Annotated in this window: 20 protein-coding genes; 4 read left to right on the top strand and 16 right to left on the bottom strand. The window is 61.8% G+C overall.

The genetic code is table 11. The features are described 5' to 3' along the window. The gene (locus tag ACGYLI_RS09225) at window positions 1–1,449 is read right to left on the bottom strand and encodes a histidine kinase dimerization/phosphoacceptor domain -containing protein (protein ID WP_394418969.1); all 1,449 of its coding nucleotides are present in this window, start codon (window positions 1,447–1,449) and stop codon (window positions 1–3) included. Between the two features lie 329 nt (window positions 1,450–1,778). Further along, window positions 1,779–3,278, bottom strand: coding sequence for an MHYT domain-containing protein (locus ACGYLI_RS09220; protein ID WP_394418968.1), 1,500 nt, complete (start codon window positions 3,276–3,278; stop codon window positions 1,779–1,781). A gap of 437 nt (window positions 3,279–3,715) precedes the next feature. Between ACGYLI_RS09220 and ACGYLI_RS09215 the strand changes: the two genes are divergently transcribed. Beyond that, on the top strand, window positions 3,716–5,521 hold the full coding sequence (locus ACGYLI_RS09215; RefSeq protein ID WP_394418967.1) for a histidine kinase N-terminal 7TM domain-containing protein: 1,806 nt from the start codon (window positions 3,716–3,718) through the stop codon (window positions 5,519–5,521). 15 nt (window positions 5,522–5,536) lie between these two features. Here ACGYLI_RS09215 and ACGYLI_RS09210 read toward each other — a convergent pair whose 3' ends face one another. Together ACGYLI_RS09210 and ACGYLI_RS09205 are read right to left on the bottom strand one after the other, a co-directional pair. Next, a complete protein-coding gene (locus ACGYLI_RS09210) occupies window positions 5,537–6,244 on the bottom strand; it encodes an SDR family oxidoreductase (RefSeq protein WP_394418966.1) in 708 nt (235 codons plus the stop codon). A gap of 67 nt (window positions 6,245–6,311) precedes the next feature. Beyond that, a complete protein-coding gene (locus tag ACGYLI_RS09205) occupies window positions 6,312–7,031 on the bottom strand; it encodes a LuxR family transcriptional regulator (RefSeq protein WP_168612790.1) in 720 nt (239 codons plus the stop codon). 621 nt (window positions 7,032–7,652) lie between these two features. Between ACGYLI_RS09205 and ACGYLI_RS09200 the strand changes: the two genes are divergently transcribed. The 3 genes from ACGYLI_RS09200 to arsJ are packed head-to-tail and all read left to right on the top strand — an operon-like array spanning window position 7,653 to window position 10,749. Then, window positions 7,653–8,495 (top strand): helix-turn-helix domain-containing protein, encoded by an 843-nt coding sequence (locus ACGYLI_RS09200; protein WP_394418965.1) that lies wholly within the window; start codon window positions 7,653–7,655, stop codon window positions 8,493–8,495. Beyond that, the gene (locus ACGYLI_RS09195) at window positions 8,492–9,490 is read left to right on the top strand and encodes an ArsJ-associated glyceraldehyde-3-phosphate dehydrogenase (protein WP_394418964.1); all 999 of its coding nucleotides are present in this window, start codon (window positions 8,492–8,494) and stop codon (window positions 9,488–9,490) included. The genes ACGYLI_RS09200 and ACGYLI_RS09195 overlap by 4 nt, the downstream gene beginning before the upstream one ends. Beyond that, window positions 9,487–10,749, top strand: coding sequence for an organoarsenical effux MFS transporter ArsJ (gene arsJ, locus ACGYLI_RS09190; protein WP_394418963.1), 1,263 nt, complete (start codon window positions 9,487–9,489; stop codon window positions 10,747–10,749). Before ACGYLI_RS09195 ends, arsJ begins: the two co-directional genes overlap by 4 nt. A gap of 3 nt (window positions 10,750–10,752) precedes the next feature. Here arsJ and ACGYLI_RS09185 read toward each other — a convergent pair whose 3' ends face one another. The 12 genes from ACGYLI_RS09185 to ACGYLI_RS09130 all read right to left on the bottom strand — a co-directional run bounded on the left by ACGYLI_RS09185 (window position 10,753) and on the right by ACGYLI_RS09130 (window position 25,179). Then, on the bottom strand, window positions 10,753–12,258 hold the full coding sequence (locus ACGYLI_RS09185; RefSeq protein ID WP_394418962.1) for a mannitol dehydrogenase family protein: 1,506 nt from the start codon (window positions 12,256–12,258) through the stop codon (window positions 10,753–10,755). A gap of 72 nt (window positions 12,259–12,330) precedes the next feature. After that, entirely contained in the window at window positions 12,331–13,335 is a 1,005-nt protein-coding gene (locus tag ACGYLI_RS09180) for an ABC transporter ATP-binding protein (RefSeq protein WP_394418961.1), read from the bottom strand. Window positions 13,336–13,350: 15 nt separating this feature from the next. After that, a complete protein-coding gene (locus ACGYLI_RS09175) occupies window positions 13,351–14,181 on the bottom strand; it encodes a carbohydrate ABC transporter permease (RefSeq protein WP_394418960.1) in 831 nt (276 codons plus the stop codon). 12 nt (window positions 14,182–14,193) lie between these two features. Beyond that, window positions 14,194–15,060 (bottom strand): carbohydrate ABC transporter permease, encoded by an 867-nt coding sequence (locus ACGYLI_RS09170; protein WP_136720472.1) that lies wholly within the window; start codon window positions 15,058–15,060, stop codon window positions 14,194–14,196. Window positions 15,061–15,177: 117 nt separating this feature from the next. Continuing rightward, window positions 15,178–16,482, bottom strand: a complete 1,305-nt coding sequence (locus ACGYLI_RS09165) for an ABC transporter substrate-binding protein (protein WP_394418959.1) — start codon at window positions 16,480–16,482, stop codon at window positions 15,178–15,180. Between the two features lie 115 nt (window positions 16,483–16,597). Further along, on the bottom strand, window positions 16,598–17,629 hold the full coding sequence (locus tag ACGYLI_RS09160) for a LacI family DNA-binding transcriptional regulator (protein ID WP_394418958.1): 1,032 nt from the start codon (window positions 17,627–17,629) through the stop codon (window positions 16,598–16,600). Window positions 17,630–17,777: 148 nt separating this feature from the next. After that, window positions 17,778–18,431: a bifunctional 4-hydroxy-2-oxoglutarate aldolase/2-dehydro-3-deoxy-phosphogluconate aldolase gene (eda, locus tag ACGYLI_RS09155; RefSeq protein WP_394412395.1), complete on the bottom strand. Its 654-nt coding sequence runs from the start codon at window positions 18,429–18,431 to the stop codon at window positions 17,778–17,780. Between the two features lie 3 nt (window positions 18,432–18,434). Next, entirely contained in the window at window positions 18,435–20,243 is a 1,809-nt protein-coding gene (gene edd / locus ACGYLI_RS09150) for a phosphogluconate dehydratase (protein WP_394418957.1), read from the bottom strand. Beyond that, entirely contained in the window at window positions 20,240–21,703 is a 1,464-nt protein-coding gene (zwf, locus tag ACGYLI_RS09145; RefSeq protein ID WP_394418956.1) for a glucose-6-phosphate dehydrogenase, read from the bottom strand. The genes edd and zwf overlap by 4 nt, the downstream gene beginning before the upstream one ends. 149 nt (window positions 21,704–21,852) lie before the next feature. Beyond that, on the bottom strand, window positions 21,853–22,779 hold the full coding sequence (locus tag ACGYLI_RS09140) for a carbohydrate kinase (protein ID WP_394418955.1): 927 nt from the start codon (window positions 22,777–22,779) through the stop codon (window positions 21,853–21,855). A gap of 3 nt (window positions 22,780–22,782) precedes the next feature. Next, on the bottom strand, window positions 22,783–23,967 hold the full coding sequence (locus ACGYLI_RS09135; protein ID WP_394418954.1) for an ROK family transcriptional regulator: 1,185 nt from the start codon (window positions 23,965–23,967) through the stop codon (window positions 22,783–22,785). 141 nt (window positions 23,968–24,108) lie between these two features. Beyond that, the gene (locus ACGYLI_RS09130; protein ID WP_394418953.1) at window positions 24,109–25,179 is read right to left on the bottom strand and encodes an alcohol dehydrogenase family protein; all 1,071 of its coding nucleotides are present in this window, start codon (window positions 25,177–25,179) and stop codon (window positions 24,109–24,111) included. Between the last annotated feature and the right edge of the window lie 58 nt (window positions 25,180–25,237).

Below are 25,237 nucleotides of genomic sequence, written 5' to 3'. Positions count from 1 at the left end.
TCACCCGGCGGGCATGGGAACCTCAATTTCAACGCAATAACCATGCTCTGTCGCCCTCTTGCCCATCGTCGCCCCAAGCTGGCCGACAATGCCCGCCACGATCTTCGAACCGAGACCGACCCTACCTACACTCTCCGCGTTGCCGATCCCATCGTCCGACACCGTTAACGTCAAAAGGTCTCCCTCTTGATGCAAACGAACATCAACCCTGCCCTGTTCCCGCGCGACGAAGGCATGTTTATGCGCGTTGGTCACAAGCTCATTGATCAGCAGCGCAAGGTTGATGGCCAAATCGGTCGGCACGATGACCGACGGCGCGTCGACGACAGTCTCGATCTGCTTGCTATCGGTCTCGGTACTGGCTGAAAGGAAATCGACAAGCTGCGGGATGTATTCACCGACATCCACATGGGTAACGTTATGCGATTTATAGATAAGTTCATGGACGGAGCTTACCGCATGCACCCGGAGCGAGGCCTGTTGCAGGCTGTGTTTCACAGACGCATCGTCCACCGACGCAGCCTCAAGACGCAGAATGCTCGACACCAGATGCAGGCTGTTCTTGATCCGGTGGTTCACATCGCCAAGCAGTGTTTCCTTCTGCTTAAGAAGCTTGTCACGCTCGGTCAGGGTCTTCTGCAAGATCTCTTCGCGCTTCTTGGAATGGGTCAGATCGAGGGTGGCACCGATGAACCGCGCGGGCTTGTCATGTTCGAAAAGAACTTCACCACGCGTGTTCAGCCACCGGGTTTCCCCATTGGGCAAGACGATCCGATAATCGGCATTCACGGTGGCATCATTGGCCATCGTTTCGCCCAAGCTTTGGTTCACATGCGCCAGATCATCGGGATGGATACGCCGGAACAGCTTGGCCATGGGGATTGTCCCCTCGGTATCGGCATAGCCGAACAGATTGGCCAATTCCTGCGAGATATTCGCGGTCCCCGTCTGAAGGTCCAACTCGCCATAGCCGATCCCCGACACCTGCTTGGCCAGATTGAGCCGTATCGCCTGATCACGGCGACCGATAAATTCCGAGGTGACATCCTCGACATGGTGGATCAGCGCGATCAGCTTGCCATCTTCGAACACGGGCGTGTTCAACGGTTGCCAATATTTCTCTTCAAAGGCCCCGTCGGCGCTGTCGCGAATGGGAATATTGTACTTCTGCACGGCCATACGGTGCTGTTTGCCCGTGGCGGCGACGATCTCAAGCGACTTGCCCAGATTATTAGTGCCATCTGCCGTCGCGTCGGAAGGGTCATCCGGGAAAGCGTCGAACAGATGTTTCCCGACGAGGTCCTCCGCTTTTGACCCGGTGATGAATAGGTACCGGTCATTCACGTCGATAATCTTCAAATCGGTATCTAGAACGAGATACCCGTGGGGGGATGCCGCAAAAATTGCAGATCTCGACACGCTACCGTTCGCCGATCTTTCACCACCCATATTCTTCCCTATAAACTTCCTTCAATCTCTCTGGCCACCATATCCCCTTAACTTTGAACAGAAAAGCTCGGCCCCCTTAATATAAGTTAAGCAGCGATATGGCGGCGCGCCGCAGCAAATGATGGACCGCTCAATTATTCGGCAAGCTAAGAACTCAGGCAATGAATGACGCGCATAAATGGCGCGTCTTTTTACGATTGGCGCTTTTGCGCCTCTATTCAAGCCGCAGCACCCTGAGGCGTGCCAATTGAATTAAGACTGCGCGAATTCGCTTACTCGACGGGCGTATTCAGAGGGAGAGGCCCCGCCCCGAATTGGGAAAGGGCCGATCACGCGGCCACAAGCGCTTCCTCTGCCGCGATTTCCGAGGCGCAGAGGGGCAGATCGACGGTGAACTTCGTCCCAATGCCAACGGTGCTCTCTACCCGGATGTCCCCCTCATGCGCGGCGGCGAGTTTTTTGCTGATCGCAAGGCCAAGACCAGTGCCGCCATCGGCGCTTTTGCTGGCTGTTTCCGCTTGAATGAAGGCTTGAAAAATCCGCTGCAAATCCTCTGCCGGCATCCCGCAACCGTTGTCTTCGACCTCAAGTCGGCATGTATCGCCGACCTGCTTGGCGCGCATGCGAATGCTGGAGGCCGAAGAGAACTTCAGCGCGTTGCCCAAGAGATTGATCAGGATCTGTTTGCAGCGCCCGCGGTCGGCGAAAACGTCGAATTCATCATATTCGATTTCCAGCATCGCCTGTTTTTCCTTGGCCAGCCCCTGAAATTGCTCTGCCAATTCGGCCAGCAAATCGCCCGCCGCAAAAGAGGTTCTGTTAAGCTTCACGGAATTCAATTCAATGCTCGTATAGTCGAGAAGTTCGTTGATAATGGTCAACAGATGGTCGCCCGCCGATTTGATACGCCCGCCGTAGCGCTCTGTCTGGTCGCCCAACTCATCGAAATGCACCTTGGTGATCGGCTCGTTCGGCTTCAGCTTGGCCATGGTATGGCCTTTGAGGTTCGTCAGGAAGCTGGCGTAGCCGTTGATGATGGTCAGCGGCGTGCGCAGCTCATGGCTCAGAACACTCATGAACTCCGACTTGGCGCGGCTGGCATCGCGGGCCTCATCCCGCGCTTGGCGCAGCTCGACGATGTTCTCCATCCGGGTGCGGTTTTCGATGAAATAGGTGAAAAGCCCGCCCATCACGATCATCGCAGCCGTCCCCGCGATGACCATCGCCAGCAATCTGAATTCATCCGGGTTGCTATGGCCGGTCAAACAGGTCGGCGTCACATGAAAGGCGGCCATGCCGGTAAAATGCAGCCCGATGATCGCCAGCGAAAAGCTGCCCGTCATCTTGCCCGTGGCGTTTTTCTCATTTTGCGCACCAAAGAACAAAGCCACGGTCGATAGCACCATGGCCAGCAGAACCGAGGCGACGAGATAGGTCTTGTCCCAAAAGATGACCCCCTCGATCCGATAGGCGACCATCCCGGTGTAATGCATGGCCGAGATCGACAGCCCCAAGATCACCCCGCCAATCACGGTGGTGACCCGCCTGCGGAACATCCCGGCGATCAAAATGCCGACCGTAGAGCCGATAATCGCGATCAACAGCGAGGCGAAGGTTAGCCCGAAATCAAAGCTGACCGGCGCGTCGGGCTGATAGGCCAGCATGGCGATGAAATGCGTGCACCAGATGGCGATGCCCGAGGTCACGGCGGTCAGAAAATACCACAACAACGCCTGTCGCGGCGTTTGTTTAAGCGCGTGCCGGTAAAGGTTTGCGATCACCCAGCTGCCGAATGCGCACAAAAGCGCGGCAAGCAAGACCAGCGTCATATCGTGGTCCGAGTGCATAGAATGAGCCACAGTCAGCATTTTTAAACCTCAAGATAATGAGGCCAGTGTTGCGCAAGGATTGCGTCGAAACATTGTTCGAGTGCGTTCTTTTTGGCGGTAATTCCATCTGGCAAAACCGCGGGCGGGGCCTGATTGCACCGGATGCCCCCATACCGGCTTTGAACAAGCATCTGGCGAAATGCCGCAACGGCCCTCTGCCATCGACTGCACCTTGAACCCCGTTCTCAGCGCCCTTCGCCCCCTCTTTCGCAGAGGCAACCGGCCCGCCTTGCACGCATGATGAACGGTACTTGCGGCCCCAAATCACATCCAAGGGTTGCATTTACCGGCCATAATACGCCACTACAGCGCCAAACTTGCGCCGCATTTTAATGCTGGTCTGCGCACATTCATTTTGGTTCATAGGTATTTCCGCCATGCTAACGTGTTTCCAAGGGCTGATGCTCGACCCGGTCTATTGGACCGTGCTCGCCGTCAGCACGATCGCCGCAGCTGTCGCCTTTTGGACGCTCAAGTTCCAAGAGTTCCATGGCAAAATTTACTATGCGCTCACCTTTTTGGGGATGATCTGGACCCTGATGATGGTCGGGGCCGAAGCCGCAACTCCCGCCTACGCCTGCCAGATGCAACAGGCGCAGCTTGCGTGGCTGGGGCATGGGCTGGTGCCGGTGGCGTGGTCCTTCTTTATCTTCGAATATGTCGGCCCCTCCAGCCGGTCGCGCGGATGGGTGAGCCTTCTGGCCCTGATTGCCGTGCCGCTTGCGGCCTTCGGCCTTGCCGCGACGAACGATTGGCATCATCTGATCTATACCGCCGAAACCGCACTTCAGCCGGGCGACGATCAGATCACCTTTGAACATGGGCCGGGGTATTTCCTCGTTCTTGCCGTGCTCTATTGCTTTGTGATGGCGACGCTCATCTGGCTGGGCCGAGCGTTCTTTCGCGCGAAACAGGCCGCTTGGCCGCTGCTGACGATGCTGGTGGTGATCACGCTGATCCCATTGGGCGCGAACGCGGCCTATGCGCTGCTTGGTTTTACTGTCGTCGGCCTTGATCCGACCGCCTTCATGTTCACCTTGGGCATCTTCGCCTTTTCGTGGTTGCTGGTCACGAACAAGACGATGGACATGCCCTCGGTCGGGCAATCGACCCTGTTTGACACGATGAGCGAACCGCTGATCCTTTTGGACGCGCGGCGCCACGTCATCCGCTCGAACGCCGCGGCCAAGCGCAGCGGGCTTCTGTCCGATCCAACATTGAGCCACGATCTGATCGCGGGGATCGAAGCACAAATGGCGCAGAACGGCTCGGCCCATATCACCTGTAGCGAACGGCTGTATGAGCCGCGCGTTCAACCCATCGAAAACCCCCTCGCCCCCGCGGGCCCCGCCATCGGATGGAGCGTTACTTTCGTCGATGTCACCGACCGGATCGCCACCACCACGGCCCTAGAGCGAGCGCTGAGAGAGGCGGATGAGGCGAACCGCGCCAAGGATGAATTCATCTCGGTCGTCAGCCATGAGCTGCGCACGCCGCTGACCTCATTGAAAGGCGGCTTGGCTCTGGCCCTCAGCGGTAAGCTGGGTGAGATCAAAGGCCCGCTGCGCTCCTCGCTCGACATTGCCCATCGCAACGGGGTGCGCCTGTCGCGGTTGGTCGATAATATCCTGCTGGTGCAAAAGCTTGAGGTGCAGGCGCTCTCGCTCGAATGGCTGCCGGTCGACCTGCCTGCCCTGCTCCGCGAAAGCATCGAGGAAAACCGCATGTATGCCCATGAGCGCGGCGTGCGGCTGGATATCGGCAGTGTCGGCCAGCCCGCCGTGGTCTTGGGCGATGCCTTTGCCATCCGACAGGTGGTCGACAACCTGATATCGAACGCGGTGAAATTCTCGAATGTGGGGGACAAGGTGGAGGGCACGCTGACCACCAACAACGGGCGCGTGCGGGTCTCGATCCGCGATCATGGGCGCGGCATTCCCGCGGGGATGGAGGAAAAGGTCTTTGGCCGCTTCGGGCAGCTTGACGACGATGGTCAGAAATCGACCCAAGGCTCCGGCCTTGGCCTGCATATCTCCCGCCAACTGGCGCGGCAGATGGCGGGTGATCTGTTTTACGAAAGCGAAGTGGGCGTCGGATCGACCTTCCATGTCGAATTCGGCATCGGGGCCGAGGCAAAGACCGCCCAGCAAGCGGCCCCAAGCGCGTTGCAAAGCACTGACTAAGCCCCGCGCCCGCGCTTAAAGTTCGATACGGATATCGTGGATCCACAGTTTCGGCGGACGGGACAGGACAAAGACCACCACATCGGCCAGATCATCCGGCTCGGTGAAAATATGGTTCGGCACGTCCTCTCCGGCCTTGGCGAACATGCCGGTGTTGGTGCCCGACTGATACAGCCCGCCCACCCGCACGCCGGTGTTTTCCTCATCCGCCTTCAGCACCTCGGTAAAACCGCGCACGCCGTATTTCGTGGCCGTATAGACCGACTGCCCCGCCTGCGCCACGACACCGGATTTGGAGACGACATTGAGGATGATCGCCTCGTCATTGTCGCGCAGCGCGGGCAGCGTGGCCTGCGTCATCTGCATGAGGCCGGTCAAATTGGTCTGCACCGTCGCTTGCAGCATTTCGGGCGCGATCGTGTCGAGCGGCCCTGCCTTGTGCCAGATCCCTGCGTTGTTGATCAGGATGTCCAAGCCGCCAAAACGGTCCACCACCTGCGCGGCGGCCTGATTGATCGCCGAAGGGTCTTGCAGATCGCAGGTCAGCCCCACCGCCTCTGCCGCGCCGGCGGCTTGGCAGGCTTCGGCCACGGCCTGAAGACGGGTCTCATCCCGGCCCAGAATGGCCAGCCGCGCACCCGTCTCCGCCAGTTTCAAACAGATGTGGCGCCCGATCCCGTCGCTGCCGCCGGTGACCAAAATACGTTTGTCGCGCAGTTCCATATCGCTCTCCTATGTTGCGGGCGGCTTACCGCGCCGCGAAGCCGCCGCCAAGCCCTGCCCCGCCCGGTCAGATCGTGATGATCTGCGCCCGGATCGCCTTGGCCACCGCATGGGTCTTGTTGGTCACGTCCAGCTTGGCACAGGCGTTATACAGATGATGGTTCACCGTGCTGGCCGCCACCGTCATGATCTGCGCCGTCTCCCATGCCGTTTTGCCCACCGCGGCCCATTTCAGCACTTCCTTTTCACGGTTGCTCAGCCGTGGCCCCGGCGCGGCGGGGGCGATATCCGCCACCATATCGCTTTGGATCAGACAGCCCAGATAGATCGCATCGGCGATGATCCCGCGCTTGTACTTGCGCCACTCGTGAATGCGCAGGTCAGAGTTCAGCGTCAGCACCGCCTTGCCATGCGCGTGGTCCCGAATGGGGATCGACACACCGTTCTGGCGCACGCCGAACTCCATCGCCTCGCCAAAGAAATTGCGCGTGGTCCGGTCGACCTTGGGCAGCTCGCTCCAATCCACCGGCAGGGTGCCTTCGAGGGATTTGTCGACCACCGGGTCGATCAGATGGTAGTTTTCCTCTTGGTAGCGCGTCAGCCAAGCGGGATCATAGGTCGAGTGAATGACCGGATCGCTGCCACTGGCGCCGGTCTTGTGAAACCCCAGATAGGACAGGTTGTTCAGCCCCATATCCTGCGCCAAGACCTGCAACATCTCGGCGGGTTTGATGTCGGGGCGTTGTTCTTTCAATAGGAGGTAGCGGTCGGAAAGCGGTGTCACCATAGGGCGGCGTTCAAAAGCTCATGTGATTAAAAACTGAGCATTCAGTTAGGGCACCTCAACCAGTGAGGGAACATGCTCGCCGTCAGATGATTTCTCGGAATAGGGGAAACGGGCCAAAACGTTGCAATTTTGTCCCGATGACCAAGGGTCAAGCGAAAGAGCCGCCCGACGAAAGGTCGGCACGTCCGCCTGCCCGCGAAGCGGTGCAGAGCATAAAGCGGCCCCCGCCCGAAAACCAATGCGCCCCTTACAAAAACACGATCGTCCAACACAGCGGACAGGGGCGCGGCTTCCGAAAGCGGGGACCGAAACAGAGCCAAATGGCGGGCCCTGTCAAAAGGTCGCGTCAGCCTGAGCGCGCATCTTATGTCTGACGGCCATTCAGCACAGCCGCAAACTCGGATAGCAAGATTCGCGCCGTCGATCTTCAAGCATTTGTTATAGTTTGATTAAATTTCCGGCGCATCTTGACTGCGCGCGCCGGGGCGCATCTGTAAAGCTGGTAATATTTATAGGTTTCGATGAATCGCCGCGGATAGGGGCGATACGGGCGCAGCCGATTTGGCACTGTTACAAAAACTTCACTGGCGTAAAGCCGAATAATTCTGTAATTCATGAATTATGGAACAAGTGATCCCCAACCGTCTCGCCACCCTTGGCCATCCGCAGCGCCTCGCGCTGTTTCGGCTGCTTATGCGCCGCTACCCTGACAGGGTGCCCGCGACCGAACTGGCGCAGGCGCTCGGCCTCAAGCCCAACACCCTCTCGACCTATATCGGCGCGCTGATGCAGGCGGGGTTGGTGAGCCAAGAACGGCAGGGCACATCCCTGCGCTATGCGATCGATATCGAGGCCGCGCGGGACACCATCGGCTACCTACTGAACGACTGCTGCCGTGGCCGGCCCGAAATTTGCCTCCCCCTCACCTCTTCAGATGGAAACGCCCCCATGACCGACGACAAGTTCAACGTCCTGTTCATCTGCACCGGCAACTCCGCCCGGTCGATCTTTGCCGAAAGCATCCTGCGCGACCTCGCAGGGGACCGGTTCAACGTCTATTCGGCAGGCACCCGCCCGCAGTCTGAGCTGAACCCATTCGCCGTCGATGTGCTCAAGCAAAAGGGCCATGACGTGGCCCACCTCAGGTCAAAACATATCTCTGAGTTTCAGGCCGCGGATGCGCCTGCCTTCGACTTCGTCTTTACCGTCTGCAATCAGGCCGCCAATGAGGAATGCCCCACATGGCCGGGCCAGCCGATCACGGCGCATTGGGGGCTGCCCGATCCGGTCAAGGTCGAAGGCTCCGACGCGGAAAAGAGCCTCGCCTTCCAGCAGGCCTATGGCACCCTGCGCAACCGGATGCTGGGTTTTACCAGCCTGCCACTTAGCTCGCTCGACCGTATCTCGCTGCAAAAGGCGCTGGATGACGCGGGCCAAACCGACAAAGAAGGAACTCCCGCATGACCACCTACGCGATCAACGGCCTTGGCCGTATCGGCAAGCTCGCCCTGAAACCCCTGCTGGATCAAGGGGCCGAGATTGCATGGGTCAACGATGCGGTGGGTGACCCGGAAATGCATGCCCATCTGCTGGAATTCGACACGGTGCACGGGCGTTGGCAGGCCGATTTCGCCCATGACGCCGACAGCGTGACGATCAACGGCACCCGCCTGCCCTTCATCGGCACGCGTGACCTCAGCGCGCTGCCGCTTGACGGGGTGGATGTGGTGATCGATTGCACCGGCGTCTTCAAGACCGAGGCGAAACTCGCCCCCTATTTCGAAGCCGGGGTGAAGAAGGTGGTGATCTCGGCCCCCGTAAAAGACGGGGATGCGGCCAATATCGTCTATGGCGTCAATGATGATGTCTATGATCCCGCACGGCACCGGATCGTCACGGCGGCAAGCTGCACGACCAACTGCCTCGCCCCGGTGGTGAAGGTCATCCATGAGGCGCTGCGGATCAAACATGGCTCCATCACCACGATCCATGATGTGACCAACACGCAAACTATCGTCGACCGCCCCGCCAAGGACCTGCGCCGCGCGCGTTCGGCCCTGAACTCCCTGATCCCGACGACCACCGGCAGCGCCACGGCGATCACGCTGATCTATCCCGAACTCAAAGGCCGCCTGAACGGCCATGCGGTACGGGTGCCGCTGCTGAACGCTTCGCTGACTGACTGTGTCTTTGAGGTGGAGCGGGAGACGACCGTGGAAGAGGTAAACGGCCTGTTCAAAGCTGCCGCCGAAGGGGCGTTGAAAGACATCCTTGGCTATGAGGAGCGCCCGCTGGTCTCGACCGATTACACCAATGACACGCGGTCCAGCATCGTCGATGCGCCCTCCACCATGGTGGTGAACGGGACGCAGGTTAAAATCTACGCGTGGTACGACAATGAGATGGGCTATGCCCACCGTCTGGTCGATGTGGCGCTGATGGTCGGGGCAAGCCTGTGAGCCAGAGCGCGACCCGCCCTGAGGGGCTCTCGGCCTATATCGCGGTCACGGCGGCCTATTGGGCCTTCATGCTGACCGATGGCGCGTTGCGCATGTTGGTGTTGCTGCATTTCCACCGGCTGGGCTTTTCGCCGGTGCAACTGGCCTATCTCTTTGTGCTGTATGAGATCGCGGGCGTCATTACCAACCTCTGCGCGGGCTGGATCGCGGCGCGCTTCGGGCTGGCCTCGACGCTCTATGCGGGGCTGGGGTTGCAGATCGTGGCGCTGCTGGCGCTGGCGCAGCTTGACCCCACATGGGCGGTTGGCGCCTCGGTAGTATTCGTCATGCTGGTGCAGGGGGCCAGCGGCGTGGCCAAAGATTTGGCCAAGATGTCATCGAAATCCGCCGTCAAACTGCTCGCCCCGGCTGAGGATGGCGGGCTGTTTCGCTGGGTGGCGCTGCTGACCGGCTCCAAGAACATGGTCAAGGGCTTGGGCTTTCTGCTTGGCGCAGCCCTGCTGGCGACGCTTGGCTTTGTCTGGGCGGTGCTCGGGATGGCCGCGATCCTTGCGCTGATCCTGATTGCCGTGCTGACCGCCATGCCGCCCGGCCTGCCCAAGGGCCGCAAGGGAGCGAAGTTCTCGGAAGTCTTCTCAAAATCCGCCAATGTGAACTGGCTCAGCGCGGCGCGGGTGTTCCTCTTCGGCGCGCGGGACGTGTGGTTCGTGGTGGGCATCCCGATCTATTTCTACGCAGTCCTCTCGGATGGCACGGAGGAAAGCAACCGCGCGGCCTTTTTCATGATCGGCACCTTTATGGCGGTCTGGGTGATCCTCTACGGGCTGGTGCAAATCTACGCCCCGCGCCTACTCCGCGCGAAATCCCGCCCGGCAGGAGCCCTGATCTCAGCCGCGAAGGGCTGGGCATGGTCGCTTGCCGCCGTGCCTGCGGCGCTGACGCTGGCGGCGCTGTTCAGCGACGGGCCGCAGGGCTGGCTCACCGTGACGCTTGTGATCGGCCTCTTGGCCTTTGGCGCGGTCTTTGCGGTGAACTCATCGCTGCATTCCTACCTCATCCTCTCTTTCACCAAGGCAGAGCGGGTGACGATGGATGTGGGGTTTTACTACATGGCCAATGCCGCCGGGCGGCTCTTGGGCACGCTGATGTCGGGGCTGAGCTATCAGATCGGCGGCCTGCCCCTGATGCTGGGCGCGGCGGCGATCATGGTGGCCTTGTCGGCGCTGCTGGTCGGGTTCTTGCAACCCGACCAGAGCTAACGGTTAGCCTACCTTGCTGGCGCGACCGTTGCTCTGCTCAGCCTGCGTATAGGCGTCCATCGCCGCGACAGCGCCCTCGTCCCAAATGAGCGTGAGCCAAGCGACAAAGGCGTCGCGGAAGGCTTCGGCCTGCGCGAGATCGCCATAAAGACGGTCTTGCTCCAACCACGCTTCGGGCCGCATGCGTGCAGTCTGCGCCACGGCTTTCAGCTCGTCCCAGATCGGATCGTTTGCCACGATCTCGCTGCCATCCTCCCGCGTGCCTGCACACATCCGCGCCCAGAGTGCTTCGACCAAGGCCAAACCACTGACTGAACGCCCCGCCGCCAGTTGATCCCGCAGGATCGGCAGCACGAACCCCGTGTGCCGCGCCGAACCGTCAAAGGCGACGCGGCGGGTGGTGTCGACGATGCGCGGGTTCGAGAACCGCTGCTCGATCAGATCGAGATAGGCCAGCGGCGTCATGCCCGGCACCGGGGCGACCGTCTGGGTGATCTCTTCGGCCTGCACGCGGTGGAACATCGCACGGATCGCCGGATGCGCCATGGTGCCGGAAATCGTCTCGATCCCCAGCACCTCACCGACATTGGCCAAGACCTGATGGCCCGCGTTGAGGATGCGGATCTTCATCTTCTCATAGGCGTGCACCTCGTCCGAGAAGGTGGCCCCCACCTGATCCCAATCCGGGCGGCCCGCGCAGAAGTCGTCTTCGATCACCCATTGGCGGAAGGCTTCATGGGTGACTGGGGCGGCATCGTTCACGCCGAACTCCCGCGCCTGTGCGATCTCGGCGGGGCCGGTGGCCGGGGCGATGCAATCGACCATGGAGTTGGGGAAACTGGCGTTTGCCTCGATCCAATCGGCCAGTGCCGGGTCGGACATGCGCGCCAGCGACACGACCGCTTGGCGCAGGATATCGCCATTGCCTTGCAGATTGTCACAGCTCAGCCCGGTGAACGGCCCCTGCCCCGCATCGCGGCGCAGCCGCAGGGCCGCGACGATGGCCCCAAAGGCGGTGCGCGGGGTTTCGGGATGGGCCGCGTCATGGATGATATCCGCATGGGCCGCGTCGAACCCCTTGCTGACTGGGTCAATGTAATAGCCGCTTTCGGTGACGGTCAGCCCGACAATACGAATGGCCGGATCGGTCATGGCGCGGATCAGGGCGCCGTTGCCCTCTTCGATCGGCAGGTAGTCGATCATGGACCCCACCACCTCGGCCGAGGTCTGCGCGGGGTCGAGTTCGATCAGCGTCGTCAAACAGTCCTGCGCCAAGAGCTTCTCGCGCATGGCCGCATCAAAGGGGCGCACGCCCGCGCCGAGGATCGCCCAGTCATGCGCTTGGCCGTTCTGCATCAAGCGGTGCAGATACCACGCCTGATGCGCACGGTGGAAATTGCCGACGCCAATATGCACGATGCCGGGGGTCAGGGCGCTGCGGTCATAGCTGGGGTGGGCGATGTCGAGATCACCCAGCGTCGCGTTCGAGAGGTCTACCAGTTTATCCATGATCCACATCCTTAAAGGGCCGCGCACCGGGGAAAGGGTACGGGGGTTGGCCTGTCATTTCTGCCGCTTGCATTACTCGACCCGAAGGCCCTGCGCGTCGAACCGGTGCAGCTTGTCCGCCTGTGGGGTCAGGAAAATCCGGTCCCCATGTCGGACCGACAATTCGCCATCCACGCGCACGGTCATCGGGTCGCAGCCCGCCACGCCATGGACGTGCAAGAAGGTGTCGGAGCCCAGATGCTCGGCCACGCCGATGGTACCCTCCCATGCGCCTTCGGTGGTGGATACGTCGAAATGCTCGGGCCGGATGCCGATGGTCGGCGCGCCACGCGCTTCGGCCTCAACGCCCTTGATCAGGTTCATCTTGGGCGAGCCGATGAAGCCCGCGACAAATTCGTTGCGCGGCTTGTAATAGAGCTCAAGCGGGGAGCCGACCTGTTCGATATGGCCCGCCCGCAGCACGACAATCTTGTCGGCCATGGTCATCGCTTCGACCTGATCGTGGGTGACGTAGATCATCGTCGTGGCCAGCCGCTTATGCAGCTCGCTGATTTCAAGCCGCATGCCCACCCGCAGCGCGGCGTCGAGGTTCGACAGCGGCTCGTCGAAAAGGAAAGCCGAAGGTTCGCGCACGATGGCACGGCCAATCGCGACCCGCTGGCGCTGGCCGCCAGACAGTTGGCCCGGACGGCGGTCAAGATAGTCGGTGAGGTTCAGCGCCTTGGCCGCAGCTTCGATCCGGCGCTGCTGTTCATCCGCCGGAACGCCCGCCATCTTCATCGGAAAGGCGATGTTCTTGCGCACCGACATATGCGGATAAAGCGCGTAGGATTGGAACACCATCGCCAGACCCCGTTTCGCGGGCGGCACATGGGTCGCATCGGTGCAGTCGATCTCGATATGGCCCGAGGTGATGTCCTCCAGGCCCGCGATCAGCCGCAGCAGGGTCGATTTCCCGCAGCCCGAAGGGCCGACAAATACCGTGAACTCGCCATCTTCGATGGTCAGATCAAGGGGCGGAATGACTTCCACATCGCCGAAGCTTTTGGAAACCTGATTGAGTTTGATTTGTCCCATGTGACTGTCCCTTGCTTACTTGACCGCGCCGAAAGTCAGGCCGCTGACGAGTTGTTTCTGGCTGAACCAGCCGAGGATGAGGATTGGCGCGATGGCCATAGTGGAGGCCGCGCTGAGCTTGGCGTAGAAGAGGCCCTCGGGGCTGGAATAGCTCGCGATGAAGGCGGTGAGCGGCGCGGCCTTGGCCGCGGTGAGGTTGAGCGTCCAGAAGGCTTCGTTCCATGCGAGGATGAAGTTTAACAGCAGGGTGGAGGCAATGCCGGGGATCGCCATGGGCGTGAGGACGTAAAGCACCTCTTCGCGCAGGCTTGCCCCATCCATCCGTGCCGCTTCCAAGATCTCACCGGGGATTTCGCGGAAGTAGGTGTAGAGCATCCAGACGATGATCGGCAGGTTGATGAGCATCAAGATGATGACCAAGGCGATCTTGCTGTCGAGCACGCCGAACTGGATGCAGAGCAGATAGATCGGGTAGAGCACGCCCACCGCGGGCAGCATCTTGGTCGAGAGCATCCAGAGCAGAATGTCCTTGGTCCGCTTGCCGGGGACGAAGGCCATCGACCATGCGGCAGGCACCGCGATCAGGATGCCAAGGACGGTCGAGCCCCCGGCGATGACGATGGAGTTCCACAGGAAGCGCCCGTAGTTCGACCGCTCCAGAACCGCCTCGTAATTCGCCAGCGTCCAGTCGAAGCCGAGGAAGATCGGCGGATCGGCGATGGCCTGTGCTTCGGTCTTGAAGCTGGTGAGGATGGTCCAAAGGATGGGGAAGAAGATCAGGAAACCGATGCCCCAAGCGAGGGCCGTGTTGACGATCTTGCGTTGCCTTGTGACTGCGCGTGCCATGATGTCTCCTCCTCAGGCGTCCAGGTTCTTGCCGACGATGCGCATCAGGAAGATGGCGACGATATTGGCGAGAATGATTGCATAGACACCGCCCGCCGATCCGAGGCCGATGTTCTGGCTTTCCAGCACGCGCTGGAAGATGAGATAGGTCAGTGTTTTGGTGCCAAAGGCCCCGCCCGTGGTCACGAAAATCTCCGCGAAAATCGACAAGAGAAAGATCGTCTGGATCAGGATCACCACGGTGATTGCGCGGCCCAGATGCGGCAGGGTGATATAGGCGAAACGTTTGGTCACCGGCGCGCCGTCCATCTCGGCGGCGTCAAGCTGCTCGCGGTCGAGCGACTGGATCGCGGTGAGCAGGATCAGCGTCGCGAAGGGCAGCCATTGCCAGGATACGATGATGATGATCGACGACAGCGAAGCTTGGCTCATCCATTGCACCGGGGTGGCGCCAAAAAACTCCCACAGATGCGCGAACAGGCCATAGTTCGGGTCCATGAACATGTTCTTCCACACCAGCGCCGATACGGTGGGCATGACGAAGAAGGGCGCGATGACGAGGATGCGGACAAAGCCCTGCCCCCACATCGGCTGGTTCAGCAGAAGGGCAAGTAGGATGCCAAGGCAGACCGTAATCGCCAGCACGCCGCCGACGATGATCAGCGTGGTCATCACCGAGGGCCAGAAAGAGCTGGAGGTGACGAAGCGCACATAGTTGTCAAAGCCGACCCAACCCAGATCACCGCCGCGCATCGGCAGGTATTTCTTGAAAGAGAAGTAGAGCGTCATGGTCAGCGGGATGAGCATCCATCCAAGCAGCAAGACCACCGCCGGGGCCATCATCAGGCGTGCCGCTGATCGGGAATGTTGGGTAGCCATCGGGCACATCTCCTCTGCCGGCGGCGAATGCCGCGTTTAGGTGAAGGGTATCATATCGGGTGGTGGGGCGGAAAAGGGCGGCGGTGTTCGCCGCCCTTTAGCCTGTGAAGCGGCGGCTTAACGGTAGCCTGCGGCTTCCATTGCGTCGTTGGTCAGGTCTTGGGCCTTCTCAAGCGCCTCTTCGACGGTCTGCTGACCGGCATAGGCGGCAGAGAACTCTTGGCTCACGTCGGTCGCGATGCCTGCAAACTCGGGGATCGCGGCGAATTGCACACCGACGTAAGGAGTCGGATCGACGGTGGAGTTCTCAGGATCAGCCGAGAGGATCGAGTCGAGCGTCATCTGCGCGAAGGGCACTTTCTGATACTCGGGGTTCTCGTAAAGCGACTTGCGCGCGCCGGGAGGAACGTTTGCCCAGCCTTCGTTCTCGGCGACCATCTCGATATAGTCTTTCGAAGTGGCCCATTCGATGAACTCTTTCGCGGCATCTTCTTTCTGAGTGCCCGCCGGGATTGCCAGCGCCCATGCCCAGAGCCAGTTGGAGCGTTTGCCAAGGCCCGTGTCCGGCGCCAGCGCAAAGCCCACCTTGTCGGCCACGGTGGAATCCTCGGGGTTGGTCACGAAAGAGGCCGCCACGGTGGCGTCGATCCACATGCCGCATTTGCCCTGCTGGAACAGCGAGAGGTTCTCGTTGAAGCCGTTGGAGGCATAGCCCGCCGGGCCGCTTTCATCCATCAGGTCTTTGTAGAAGTTAATCGTGTTGGCCCATGCCTCGGTGTCGAACTGGGCGTTCCAGTCTTCATCGAACCAACGCGCGCCAAAGGAGTTGGACATCGCCGTGATCAGCGCACCGCCCTCGCCCCAACCGGCCTTGCCGCGCAGGCAGATGCCGTTGATGTCGTTGTCGCGATCGGTCATGGCGGCGGCGGCTTCGCGGATAAATTCCCATGTCGGGTCTTTCGGCATTTCCATGCCGGCTTTTTCCATCAGATCGGTGCGGTACATGATCATGGAGCTTTCGCCGTAGAACGGTGCCGCATAAAGCGTGCCGTCATGGCTCAGGCCGCCGGCCATGGCGGGCAGGATATCGTCTGCGTCGTATTCTTCGCTGAGGTCATCCAGCGGCACCAGCCAGCCGTTCGCGCCCCAGATCGGCGTCTCATACATGCCGATGGTCATGATGTCGAAAGAGCCACCCTTGGTCGAGATGTCGGTGGTGACGCGCTGGCGCAGGACGTTCTCTTCCAAGGTGACCCACTCCACTTCGTGGCCGGTCTCTTCGGTGAATTTGTCGGTGTAGCCTTGCATGCGGATCATGTCGCCGTTGTTGACGGTGGCGATGGTGATCGTCTCGGCAACCGCGCCGCCCGCCATGATCAGGCCCAAGGCCGTCGCGGCGTAAAGTGATTTATCGCAGAACATCGATAGTTCCTCCCTCTATAGATGATGAACCGAGACTAACGACCCACGCAACGCGCAGTCAAATTAAATTTTACGCGCGATAACTATTTTATGAGCAACTTGCGAACTCAATGGCTTAGGCCGAGGCGCGCATCACCAGTTTGCCGTCAAACAGCGTCTCTTCGCGTTCGGTCAGTCGGGTTTCGCTTTCGATAATACGGAAAAGCGTACTGGCTGCACGATTCGCGATGGCACCGTAATCCTGCGCGATGGTGGTCAATGGCGGGCAGGTATAACGCGAGAATGGGTGGTCGTCCTGCCCCGCGATCCGCATGGCGCAATCCTTGCCATGCCCCACGCGCAGCCCCATCTCATAGGCCGCCGAGAGCATCCCGATGGCCAGACGGTCATTCGAGCAAAGCACCGTATCCGTCTCGAACGCCCCCGCCGAGATCAGCTTGCCGCCCTCGGTCGCGCCGATCTCTTCAAAGTTCCAGCCCTCCCCCGGCACCTGATGGATATGTGGTGCAAAGCCGTGCCGCTCCATCGCTTCCAGATAGGCTTGGCGGCGCTTGTTGGCGTTGGGGTTGCTGGGGGTCTTCATCTCGAAAAAACAGGGCGGCTCACCGCTGCGGCAGAGGTATTCAACGATCAAATCAACGCTTTGGAAGTTGTCGGTGCCGACGAAAGCCTCGCAAACCCCTTCGACATTGGCGTCAAAGGCCACCACCGGTACATCCTTGCAAAAGCGCGCGATCTCGTCACGGTCCGAGGCTTTGCCGAAGGGCGCCAGCAACACGCCCGCCGGTTTCAGCGCCCGAAGCGAGTCGAGATTGGCGCGCTCCTGCGCCGGGTTGCCGTGCGAACTGAGCAAGATCGGGCTATAGCCCTCGGCCAGACAGGCCAGTTCCACCTCGCGGCCAATCTCGGAAAAGAACGGGTCGGCAAGGTTGGGCACGACCACGCCGATGTTGCGGGTTTTGCGGCGGTTCTGGTTCACCGCATAGACGTTCGGGCGATAGTCATACTGGCTCAGCGCGGCTTCAATCCGCTCCCGGGTCGAGCGCCGCACGCTGTCGGCATCGTTAAAGTACTTCGACAGGGTGGGCCGCGAAATGCCGCTCACGGCGGCAAACTCCTCCATATTGCGGATCTTCTGCTGGCCCATCTTAACCCTCCCTTGACGAAACGCTGCGCGCGTAAACTAAAGTCAATATAGAGATAAGTTCGCCCAGCCAGCAAGGGTTTGGTGGCGTCAGGCTTTCCGCGGCCCTCTGGGGTGCAACGGAAAGCTCGCGCCTGGCCCTCTTCCGGGGTTAACCGGCCTTGCCCAATTGCGCTGCGGCGCGGGCCAGCGCTTCGATCCCGGCCCAGTCTCCGGCATCGATCAGCTTCTTCGGCGCGACCCAACTGCCGCCTGCGCAAAGCACGTTGGGCAGGCTCAAGTAGCTTTCCGCATTGTCGGGGCTGACACCGCCTGTCGGGCAGAAGGTGATCTGCGGCAGGGGCGCGCCAATGGCCTTGAGCGCAGGCGCGCCACCCGAAGCTTCGGCGGGGAAGAACTTCAGCATGTCATAGCCGCGCGCGAACAACTGCATCGCCTCGCTCGCCGTGGCGGCGCCGGGCAAGAGGGGAAGCTCTTCCTCTTCGCAGGCCGCGATCAACGCATCGGTGGCACCGGGCGAGACGCCAAAGGTCGCCCCCGCCCGTTTCGCTGCACGCACATCTTCGGGGGTGACCAGCGTGCCCGCCCCCACATGGCCGCCCGCGACCTCAGCCATGGCGGCAATCGCGTCGAGTGCGGCAGGGGTGCGCAGAGTCACCTCCAACGCAGGCAGCCCCCCGGCGATCAGTGCCTCGGCCAAGGGCCGGGCGTCGGCGACATCTTCGATCACCAACACGGGCACGATCGGGGCAAGCGCACAGATTTCGCGGGTGCGACGGCTGGCGTCTTTTGCAGTAAGGGTCATGGATCAGCCTCCAAAAATGGTTGCGCCGGTGGTAGCAGAACCGACGGTGTCGCGGAACATAGCGAACAACTCGCGCCCCGTCCCGGCATGATAAGCAGAAAGATCAGCGGTGACGTTGGGACGGTCATCGAACCCTTCGGCCAGCACGTCGAGCGTCCCTGCCACGGCGTCAACCCGCAGCAGATCACCGTCTTGCACCCGCGCGATGGGGCCACCGTCGACCGCCTCAGGGCTGACGTGGATCGCCGCAGGCACCTTGCCCGACGCGCCCGACATGCGCCCATCGGTGACCAACGCCACCTTCTGCCCGCGCCCCTGAAGGATCGACAGAAGCGGCGTCAGGCTGTGCAATTCGGGCATGCCGTTGGCTTTGGGGCCTTGGAAGCGGACGACGACGACCAGATCGCCGGTCAGCTCCCCGGCCTTGAAGGCCGCCTTCACCTCGTTCTGATCCGCAAAGACCCGCGCCGGGGCTTCGATAACGTGATGTTCGGGCGCCACCGCAGAGACCTTCATACAGGCGGTGCCGAGCGACCCGGCCATGCGGCGCAGCCCGCCGGTGGGCTGGAAAGGATCGCTGGCGGGGCGGAGGATCTTCTCGTTCAGGCTCTCGCCTGCGCCCTTCTCCCAAACCAGCCCCTCGGCCTTCAGCTTCGGCTCGGCGGTGTAATGCTCCAACCCCTGCCCGGCGACGGTCTGGGTGTCGGGGTGCAGATGGCCGGAGTTGAGCAATTCGCCGATCATATAGCCCAGCCCCCCGGCGGCGTGGAAATGGTTCACATCCGCCAGACCGTTGGGATAGACCCGCGCCAGCAGTGGCGTGACGTCAGAGATGTCCGAGAAATCCTCCCAATCCAGAATGATCCCCCCGGCCCGCGCCATGGCGATAAGGTGGATCAGCAGGTTTGTCGACCCGCCCGTGGCGTTGAGCCCGACGATCCCGTTCACGAAGGCCTTTTCATCCAGAACCGAGGCGACGGGGGTGTAATCATTGCCCAAAGCGCTCAGCGCCAGCGCACGTTTCGCGCCTTCCTGGGTCAGCGCATCGCGCAAAGACCCGTTCGGCGACACAAAACTCGCCCCCGGCAGGTGCAGCCCCATGAACTCCATCAGCATCTGGTTGGTGTTGGCGGTGCCGTAAAAGGTGCAGGTGCCCGGCCCGTGATAGGCGGCCATCTCGGCGGCCATCAGCGCATCGCGCCCGACCTCGCCCGCGGCGAACTGCTGACGCACCTTGGCTTTCTCGTCGTTCGACAGCCCGCTTTCCATCGGCCCGGCAGGCAGGAAGACGGCCGGCAGATGGCCGAAAGCCTGTGCCGCAATCACCAGCCCGGGCACGATCTTGTCGCAGACCCCAAGGAAAACCGCCGCGTCAAATGTGTTGTGGCTGAGCGCCACCGAGGCCGCCAAGGCGATCACATCACGCGAGAAAAGCGACAGTTCCATCCCCGCTTCCCCTTGGGTCACCCCGTCGCACATGGCGGGCACCCCGCCCGCGACCTGTGCGGTGCCCCCCGCCGCGCGTACGGCCTCGCGGATCAGATCGGGGTAGCGCTCAAACGGCTGATGCGCCGAGAGCATGTCGTTGTAGGTCGTCACGATCCCGAGGTTGCCCGCGCTGGTGATCGCCAGCCGGTCCTTATCCGCGCCAGAGGCGGCATAGGCATGGGCCTGCCCGCTACAGGATAGATGCGCGCGGGCCGGACCCTTGGCGCGGGCGGCTTCCATCCGGTCGAGGTAAGGCCGCCGGGTCGCCTCGCTGCGGGCGATGATACGGTCGGTGACGCGGTCAATCGTGGAATGCAGGGTCATGTCTCGTCCTTTCGTGTGATCTCGCGCCAGCGGCGGCCGTCGCGGTGCATCAGCATCAGCGCCTCTTCGGGGCCCGAGCTGCCGGGGTCATAGGGGTACGGGGGTTGCCGGGTCTCTTCCCAGCCGTGAATGATCGGATCGGCCCAAGCCCAAGCGGCTTCGACCTCGTCCCCGCGCATGAAGAGCGTCTGATCGCCACGGATCACATCCATGATGAGCCGCTCATAGGCGTCCTGCGGGGTGCCCTGTTCGCCCAAAGCATCGGCGAAGGTCATATCGAGCGACACTTCGGCCAAACGCATGCCGCCGGGGCCGGGGTCTTTGATCGTGTTGCGCAGGGTGATGCCCTCGTCCGGTTGCAGCCGAATGATCAACGCGTTGCCCTTGTGTCCTTCCGTCGCGGGGAAGATCATATGCGGCGGATCGCGGAAGATCACCGCGATCTCGGAACTGCGCCCGCGCAGCTTTTTGCCCGTGCGCAGGTAGAACGGCGTGCCCGCCCATCGCCAATTGGCGATCTTGACCTTCATCGCGACAAAGCTTTCGGTGCGGCTTTCGGGGTCGCCCGCATGGTCGCGGTAGCTGCCCTCGCCATTGGCGGCGCGGTATTGGCCGCGGGCGATGTCCTTCTGTGCCACAGGCTCAAGCGCCTCGATCACCTTCACCTTCTCATCCCGCACCGCGTTGGGGTCAAAGCGCGAAGGCGGCTCCATCGCCGTCAGGCACAACAGCTGCATCAGGTGGTTCTGCACCATGTCGCGCATGGCGCCGGACTTATCATAGTATTCGCCCCGCCCTTCGACACCGAGGCTCTCGGACACGGTGATCTGCACATGGTCGATATGTGTGGAATTCCACAAGGGCTCCCACAGCGCATTGGCGAAACGCAGCGCCATGAGGTTCTGCACCGTCTCTTTGCCAAGGTAGTGGTCGATCCGGTAAATCTGGCTTTCGTCGAAGTTGGCACGCAGATCGGCGTTCAGCGCCTGCGCGGTTTCCAAATCATGGCCAAAGGGCTTTTCGACGACGATGCGGCTTTCGGCTGTGGCGATGCCGTGGTCATGCAGCTTGCCACCAATCGTGCCGAAGAGCGACGGCGAGACCGAGAGGTAGAAGGCCCGCACGACATCATCGCGCATCAGGTCTTTGAGATCCGCCCAGCCCGCATCGCCAGAGGCATCCACGCGCACGTAATGCACCATGCCAAGGAACCGCTCCAAAGCGGCACCCTCTTGGGCCAGCTTGGGGGCGAACTCCAGCAGGCTGTCGCGGATCATCTTTCGAAAAGCGTCGGCATCAAGCTCGGAACGGGCCGCGCCGACGATCCGCGCGGCCTCGGGCATCTGGCCGACGGTGAAGCGGTGGAACAGACCGGGCAGAATCTTGCGCCGGGCAAGATCGCCGGTCGCGCCGAAAATAACGAGGTCGAAAGGATCAACGGGGATTACGCGCGATACCATGGGGTCAGCCCTCCTGCCTGCGTCGGCGCCCTATGGCACCCTGTTTTCGATTGGGCAAAGCCATCGCCATCCCCTTCGCGCCCTCCTCCGGGCGGCCACTGGTAGCGCTAACATATTTGAGCGAAAAAGATAGGCGGTTCTTCAACATTTCATATTTCCTCTACCCAAGGTGGGCTCGCCCCGGCCCGCGAAACGGTCACGGCGGCAACCCGCGCGCCATAGGCCAGCGCTTCGGACAGCACCTTTGGCGCGAGGGTGACAAGCGCAGATTTATGCAACTGCCCAAGCTCCGACATCTTGGCCAGAACGCCTGCGTTGAACGTGTCGCCCGCGCCGACCGTATCGACGATTTCGGCTTTCACGGCGGGCACTTGCACCTCTTCGCCATTCGCCAGATAGCCTGTTGCCCCCTCGCCCCCGCGGGTCAGGATGACAACCGATGGGCCCTTCTTTAGCAACTCGCCCACCTTGTCACGCAGCGACAGCGGCGCGGGGTTGATCCAGTTCAGGTCCTCATCCGACACTTTCACGATATCCGACAGCACCAGCATCCGGTCGAGCCTTTGGCGATAACGTTCGATATCCTTGATGAAACCGGGGCGGATGTTGGGGTCGATCATCACCGCGCGGCCCTCGGCGTTGCGCGCCAACAGCTCGGCATAGGCATCCGCCCCCGGCTCGCAGGCCAGACTGATCCCGCCAAAATAAAGCGCCGAAACCTCGCTGGACAAGGCGGGCATATCCTCGGGCGTGATCATCCGCCCGGCGGAGTTTTCGTCATAGAAATCATAGGTCGCATGGCCGCCCACCAGCCGCACGAAGGCCAGCGTCGTCGGCCGGTCGGACAGGACAACATGCGAGACATCCACATGGCTTGCCTTCAACCCGTCGACCAACTGCCGCCCGAACATGTCCGACGACAGGCCCGAGAGCATACCCACCTGCGCGCCGAGCCGCCCCAAGGCGATGGCCGTGTTGAACACCGCCCCGCCCGCATGGGGCACAAAGCCGTCAGGGCCTGCCTTGGTCGGGGTCGGGATCATATCGATCAGGGCTTCTCCGCAGCAAAGGATCATCTGTCAGCCTTTCAAAAATGCGTCGCGGTCGACGAGGAAACGGTCAGAAAGCGGCAAGCTCGCCGCACCGAGCGCGCGGGCGTCGCTGCCGACGGTGCCTTCGCGCAATTCTGGTAGGGTGACCCCCGGCAGGGGCCGGGCGGCAAGATGGCGGCGGGTGCGGGCGACCAATTCCGCGCGAACCTCTGCTGGAACCGACCCGTCGATCATCACCGTGTCGAAATCAATCAAACATGTCGCGGCCCGGATCGCCTGCGCCAATGCCTCGGTCGTGCTGTCGAGCCATGGGTGCAAAATGTCATCGCCAAAGCCCCAAGCCGCCGGATCGCTCCAAGGGGCGCGGCGGGTCTCCCCGGCCTCTTGCAAGGCGCCCTCCAAAGTCGCCAAAGAGGCCACATCGACCAATTGCCGCGCCGCATCTCCGGCCAACGGCATGGAGCCGAGCGCCCCGGCATTGCCGCTTTTGCCGGTGTAGAGCTTGCTGTCCAGCACCAGCCCGCCGCCGACGAAATAGCCAATGTAGAAATAGAGGAAATCGCGCGGTTTGTCCTGCGCGCCAAAGACCAGTTCCGCCCCACAAGCGGCAGAGGTGTCATTGCAGATATAGACCGGCAGATCGACCAATTCCGCCAAAGCCGCTTCGATATCAAAGGTCTGCCACGCACTCAGATCGCCGCCCGCGACTTCCCATTCCCAGATGCCAAACGGCAGGGCCACGCCCAGCCCGGCCACCCGCGCCTGCTGCTCGGCTGAGAGTGAGGCAAGCGCCTCCTGCAAAGCGCGCGCGGCAAAGGCCATGACCGCATCGGGCGTGGGATGGGCGTAGGTCTCGCTGCTGTGGCGGGTCACCTGCCCTTCGAAATCGGTCAGGATCAATTCGACGCTGCGCCGCCCGACCTTCAGCCCCAGAAAAAACGCGCCCTCGGCGTTCAGGCTGATCGGCACCGATGGCTGCCCGACCCGGCCCCGCACACGCGCGCCTTTCTTCAGCAGACCCTCCGCTTCGAGGGCACGCATGATGACGGAGACGGTCTGCGCCGAGAGGCCCGTGAGCCGGGCAATCTCGGCCTTGGAGGTCGGTCCGCTGCGCCGGATGAGCGACAGGACCAGCCGTTCGTTATAAGCCCGCATCCCGCTCTGGTTTGAGCCGCGCGCGGGGCGGTCGGCGACTGTCTGTAGCTGCTGCAAACTTGCCTCCCCCCGGTTCATGCGGCGTTTCACCGGAGAAATCCCAGATGGGAGCAAGTGAGTCAACGCTTAAATCAATCTAATTGAGTTATTCCGCGATGAAGGGCCGACCGCCCAGAGACGAGCGGCCCGCTTTTGCGGTTAATCCGCCACCGTGATCCCGATTTTCCCCATATGGGACTTTTCGATGAACGCCTCCTGCGCCTGCTTCAGATCGCGCAGCGCGTAGGTTTCCGCCACGACGGGCCGGATTTCCCCGCGTTCGATATAGCCCACCAGATCGGCAAAAACGCTCGGCTCCTGCCGCGTGCTGCCCATCAGGGTCAGGTCCTTGAGGTAAAGCGTGCGCAGGTCCAACTCCACGATCGGCCCGGCAATCGCGCCCGAGGTCACATAGCGCCCGCGCGTCACCAGCGCGTCAAGCAACTTAGGCCAACCCGCCCCGCCCACGAGGTCGAGCACCACGTCATAGCTGTCCTCCGGCAGGGCCGCATCCCGGTCGAACGTCTCATCCGCGCCAAGCGCCCTCAGCGCCTCCATCTTGCCGGGGCTGGTCACCGCCGTCACATGCGCGCCGCGCCGTTTCGCCAGTTGCACCGCCGCCGAGCCGACCCCGCCCGAGGCGCCGGTGATCAACACACGCTCGGCCCCCAAAGCGGCACGCTGGATCATCCCCTCGGCCGTCGAAAAGGCGCAGGGAAAGGACGCAAGCTCAACGTCCGTGAGGGTGCTGTCGACCCGCAGCGCATTGCTGGCCTCGGCGGTGGCATATTCCGCAAAACCGCCGTCCCGCTCCGATCCGAAGGTGACGAGATCATCCGGACCCGCGCCCGCAGGGCTGTACATGGGCCGGATCAAAACCCGCTCGCCGATGCGGCCTTGATCGACACCCGCGCCCACGGCCACGACCTCTCCGCAGCAATCGGCCCCTTGGATGCGCGGAAAACTCAGTGCGCCAGACCAGCCGCCATCGGCGTCCGACGCGCCGCCGTAGCCTTCGCTCGCCGCCGAGCCGGTGTCGCCGCGCACCGCTTTAGAATACCAGCCCGTGCGCGTGTTCACATCTGTGTTGTTCACCGCCGCCGCGCCGACGCGAACCAGAACCTCACCGGCGGCGGGCTTTGGCAGCGCGACATCCTCGCGCCACTCCAGCTTGTCCAAGCCGCCGTGGCCGGTCAGCAGCATGGCTTTCATGGTCTTCGGTAGGGTCATCGCTCGGGCTCCTTCAGCGGCGGAATGGTTAGTGTAGAATGATTGCTCTACTTGCGTA

The sequence above is a fragment of the Sulfitobacter sp. 1A13421 genome, assembly GCF_043557285.1.
GTDB lineage: Bacteria > Pseudomonadota > Alphaproteobacteria > Rhodobacterales > Rhodobacteraceae > Sulfitobacter > Sulfitobacter faviae.
Note: the sequence above shows the minus strand (reverse complement) of the source record. Positions and strands in the feature narration are given on the sequence as shown.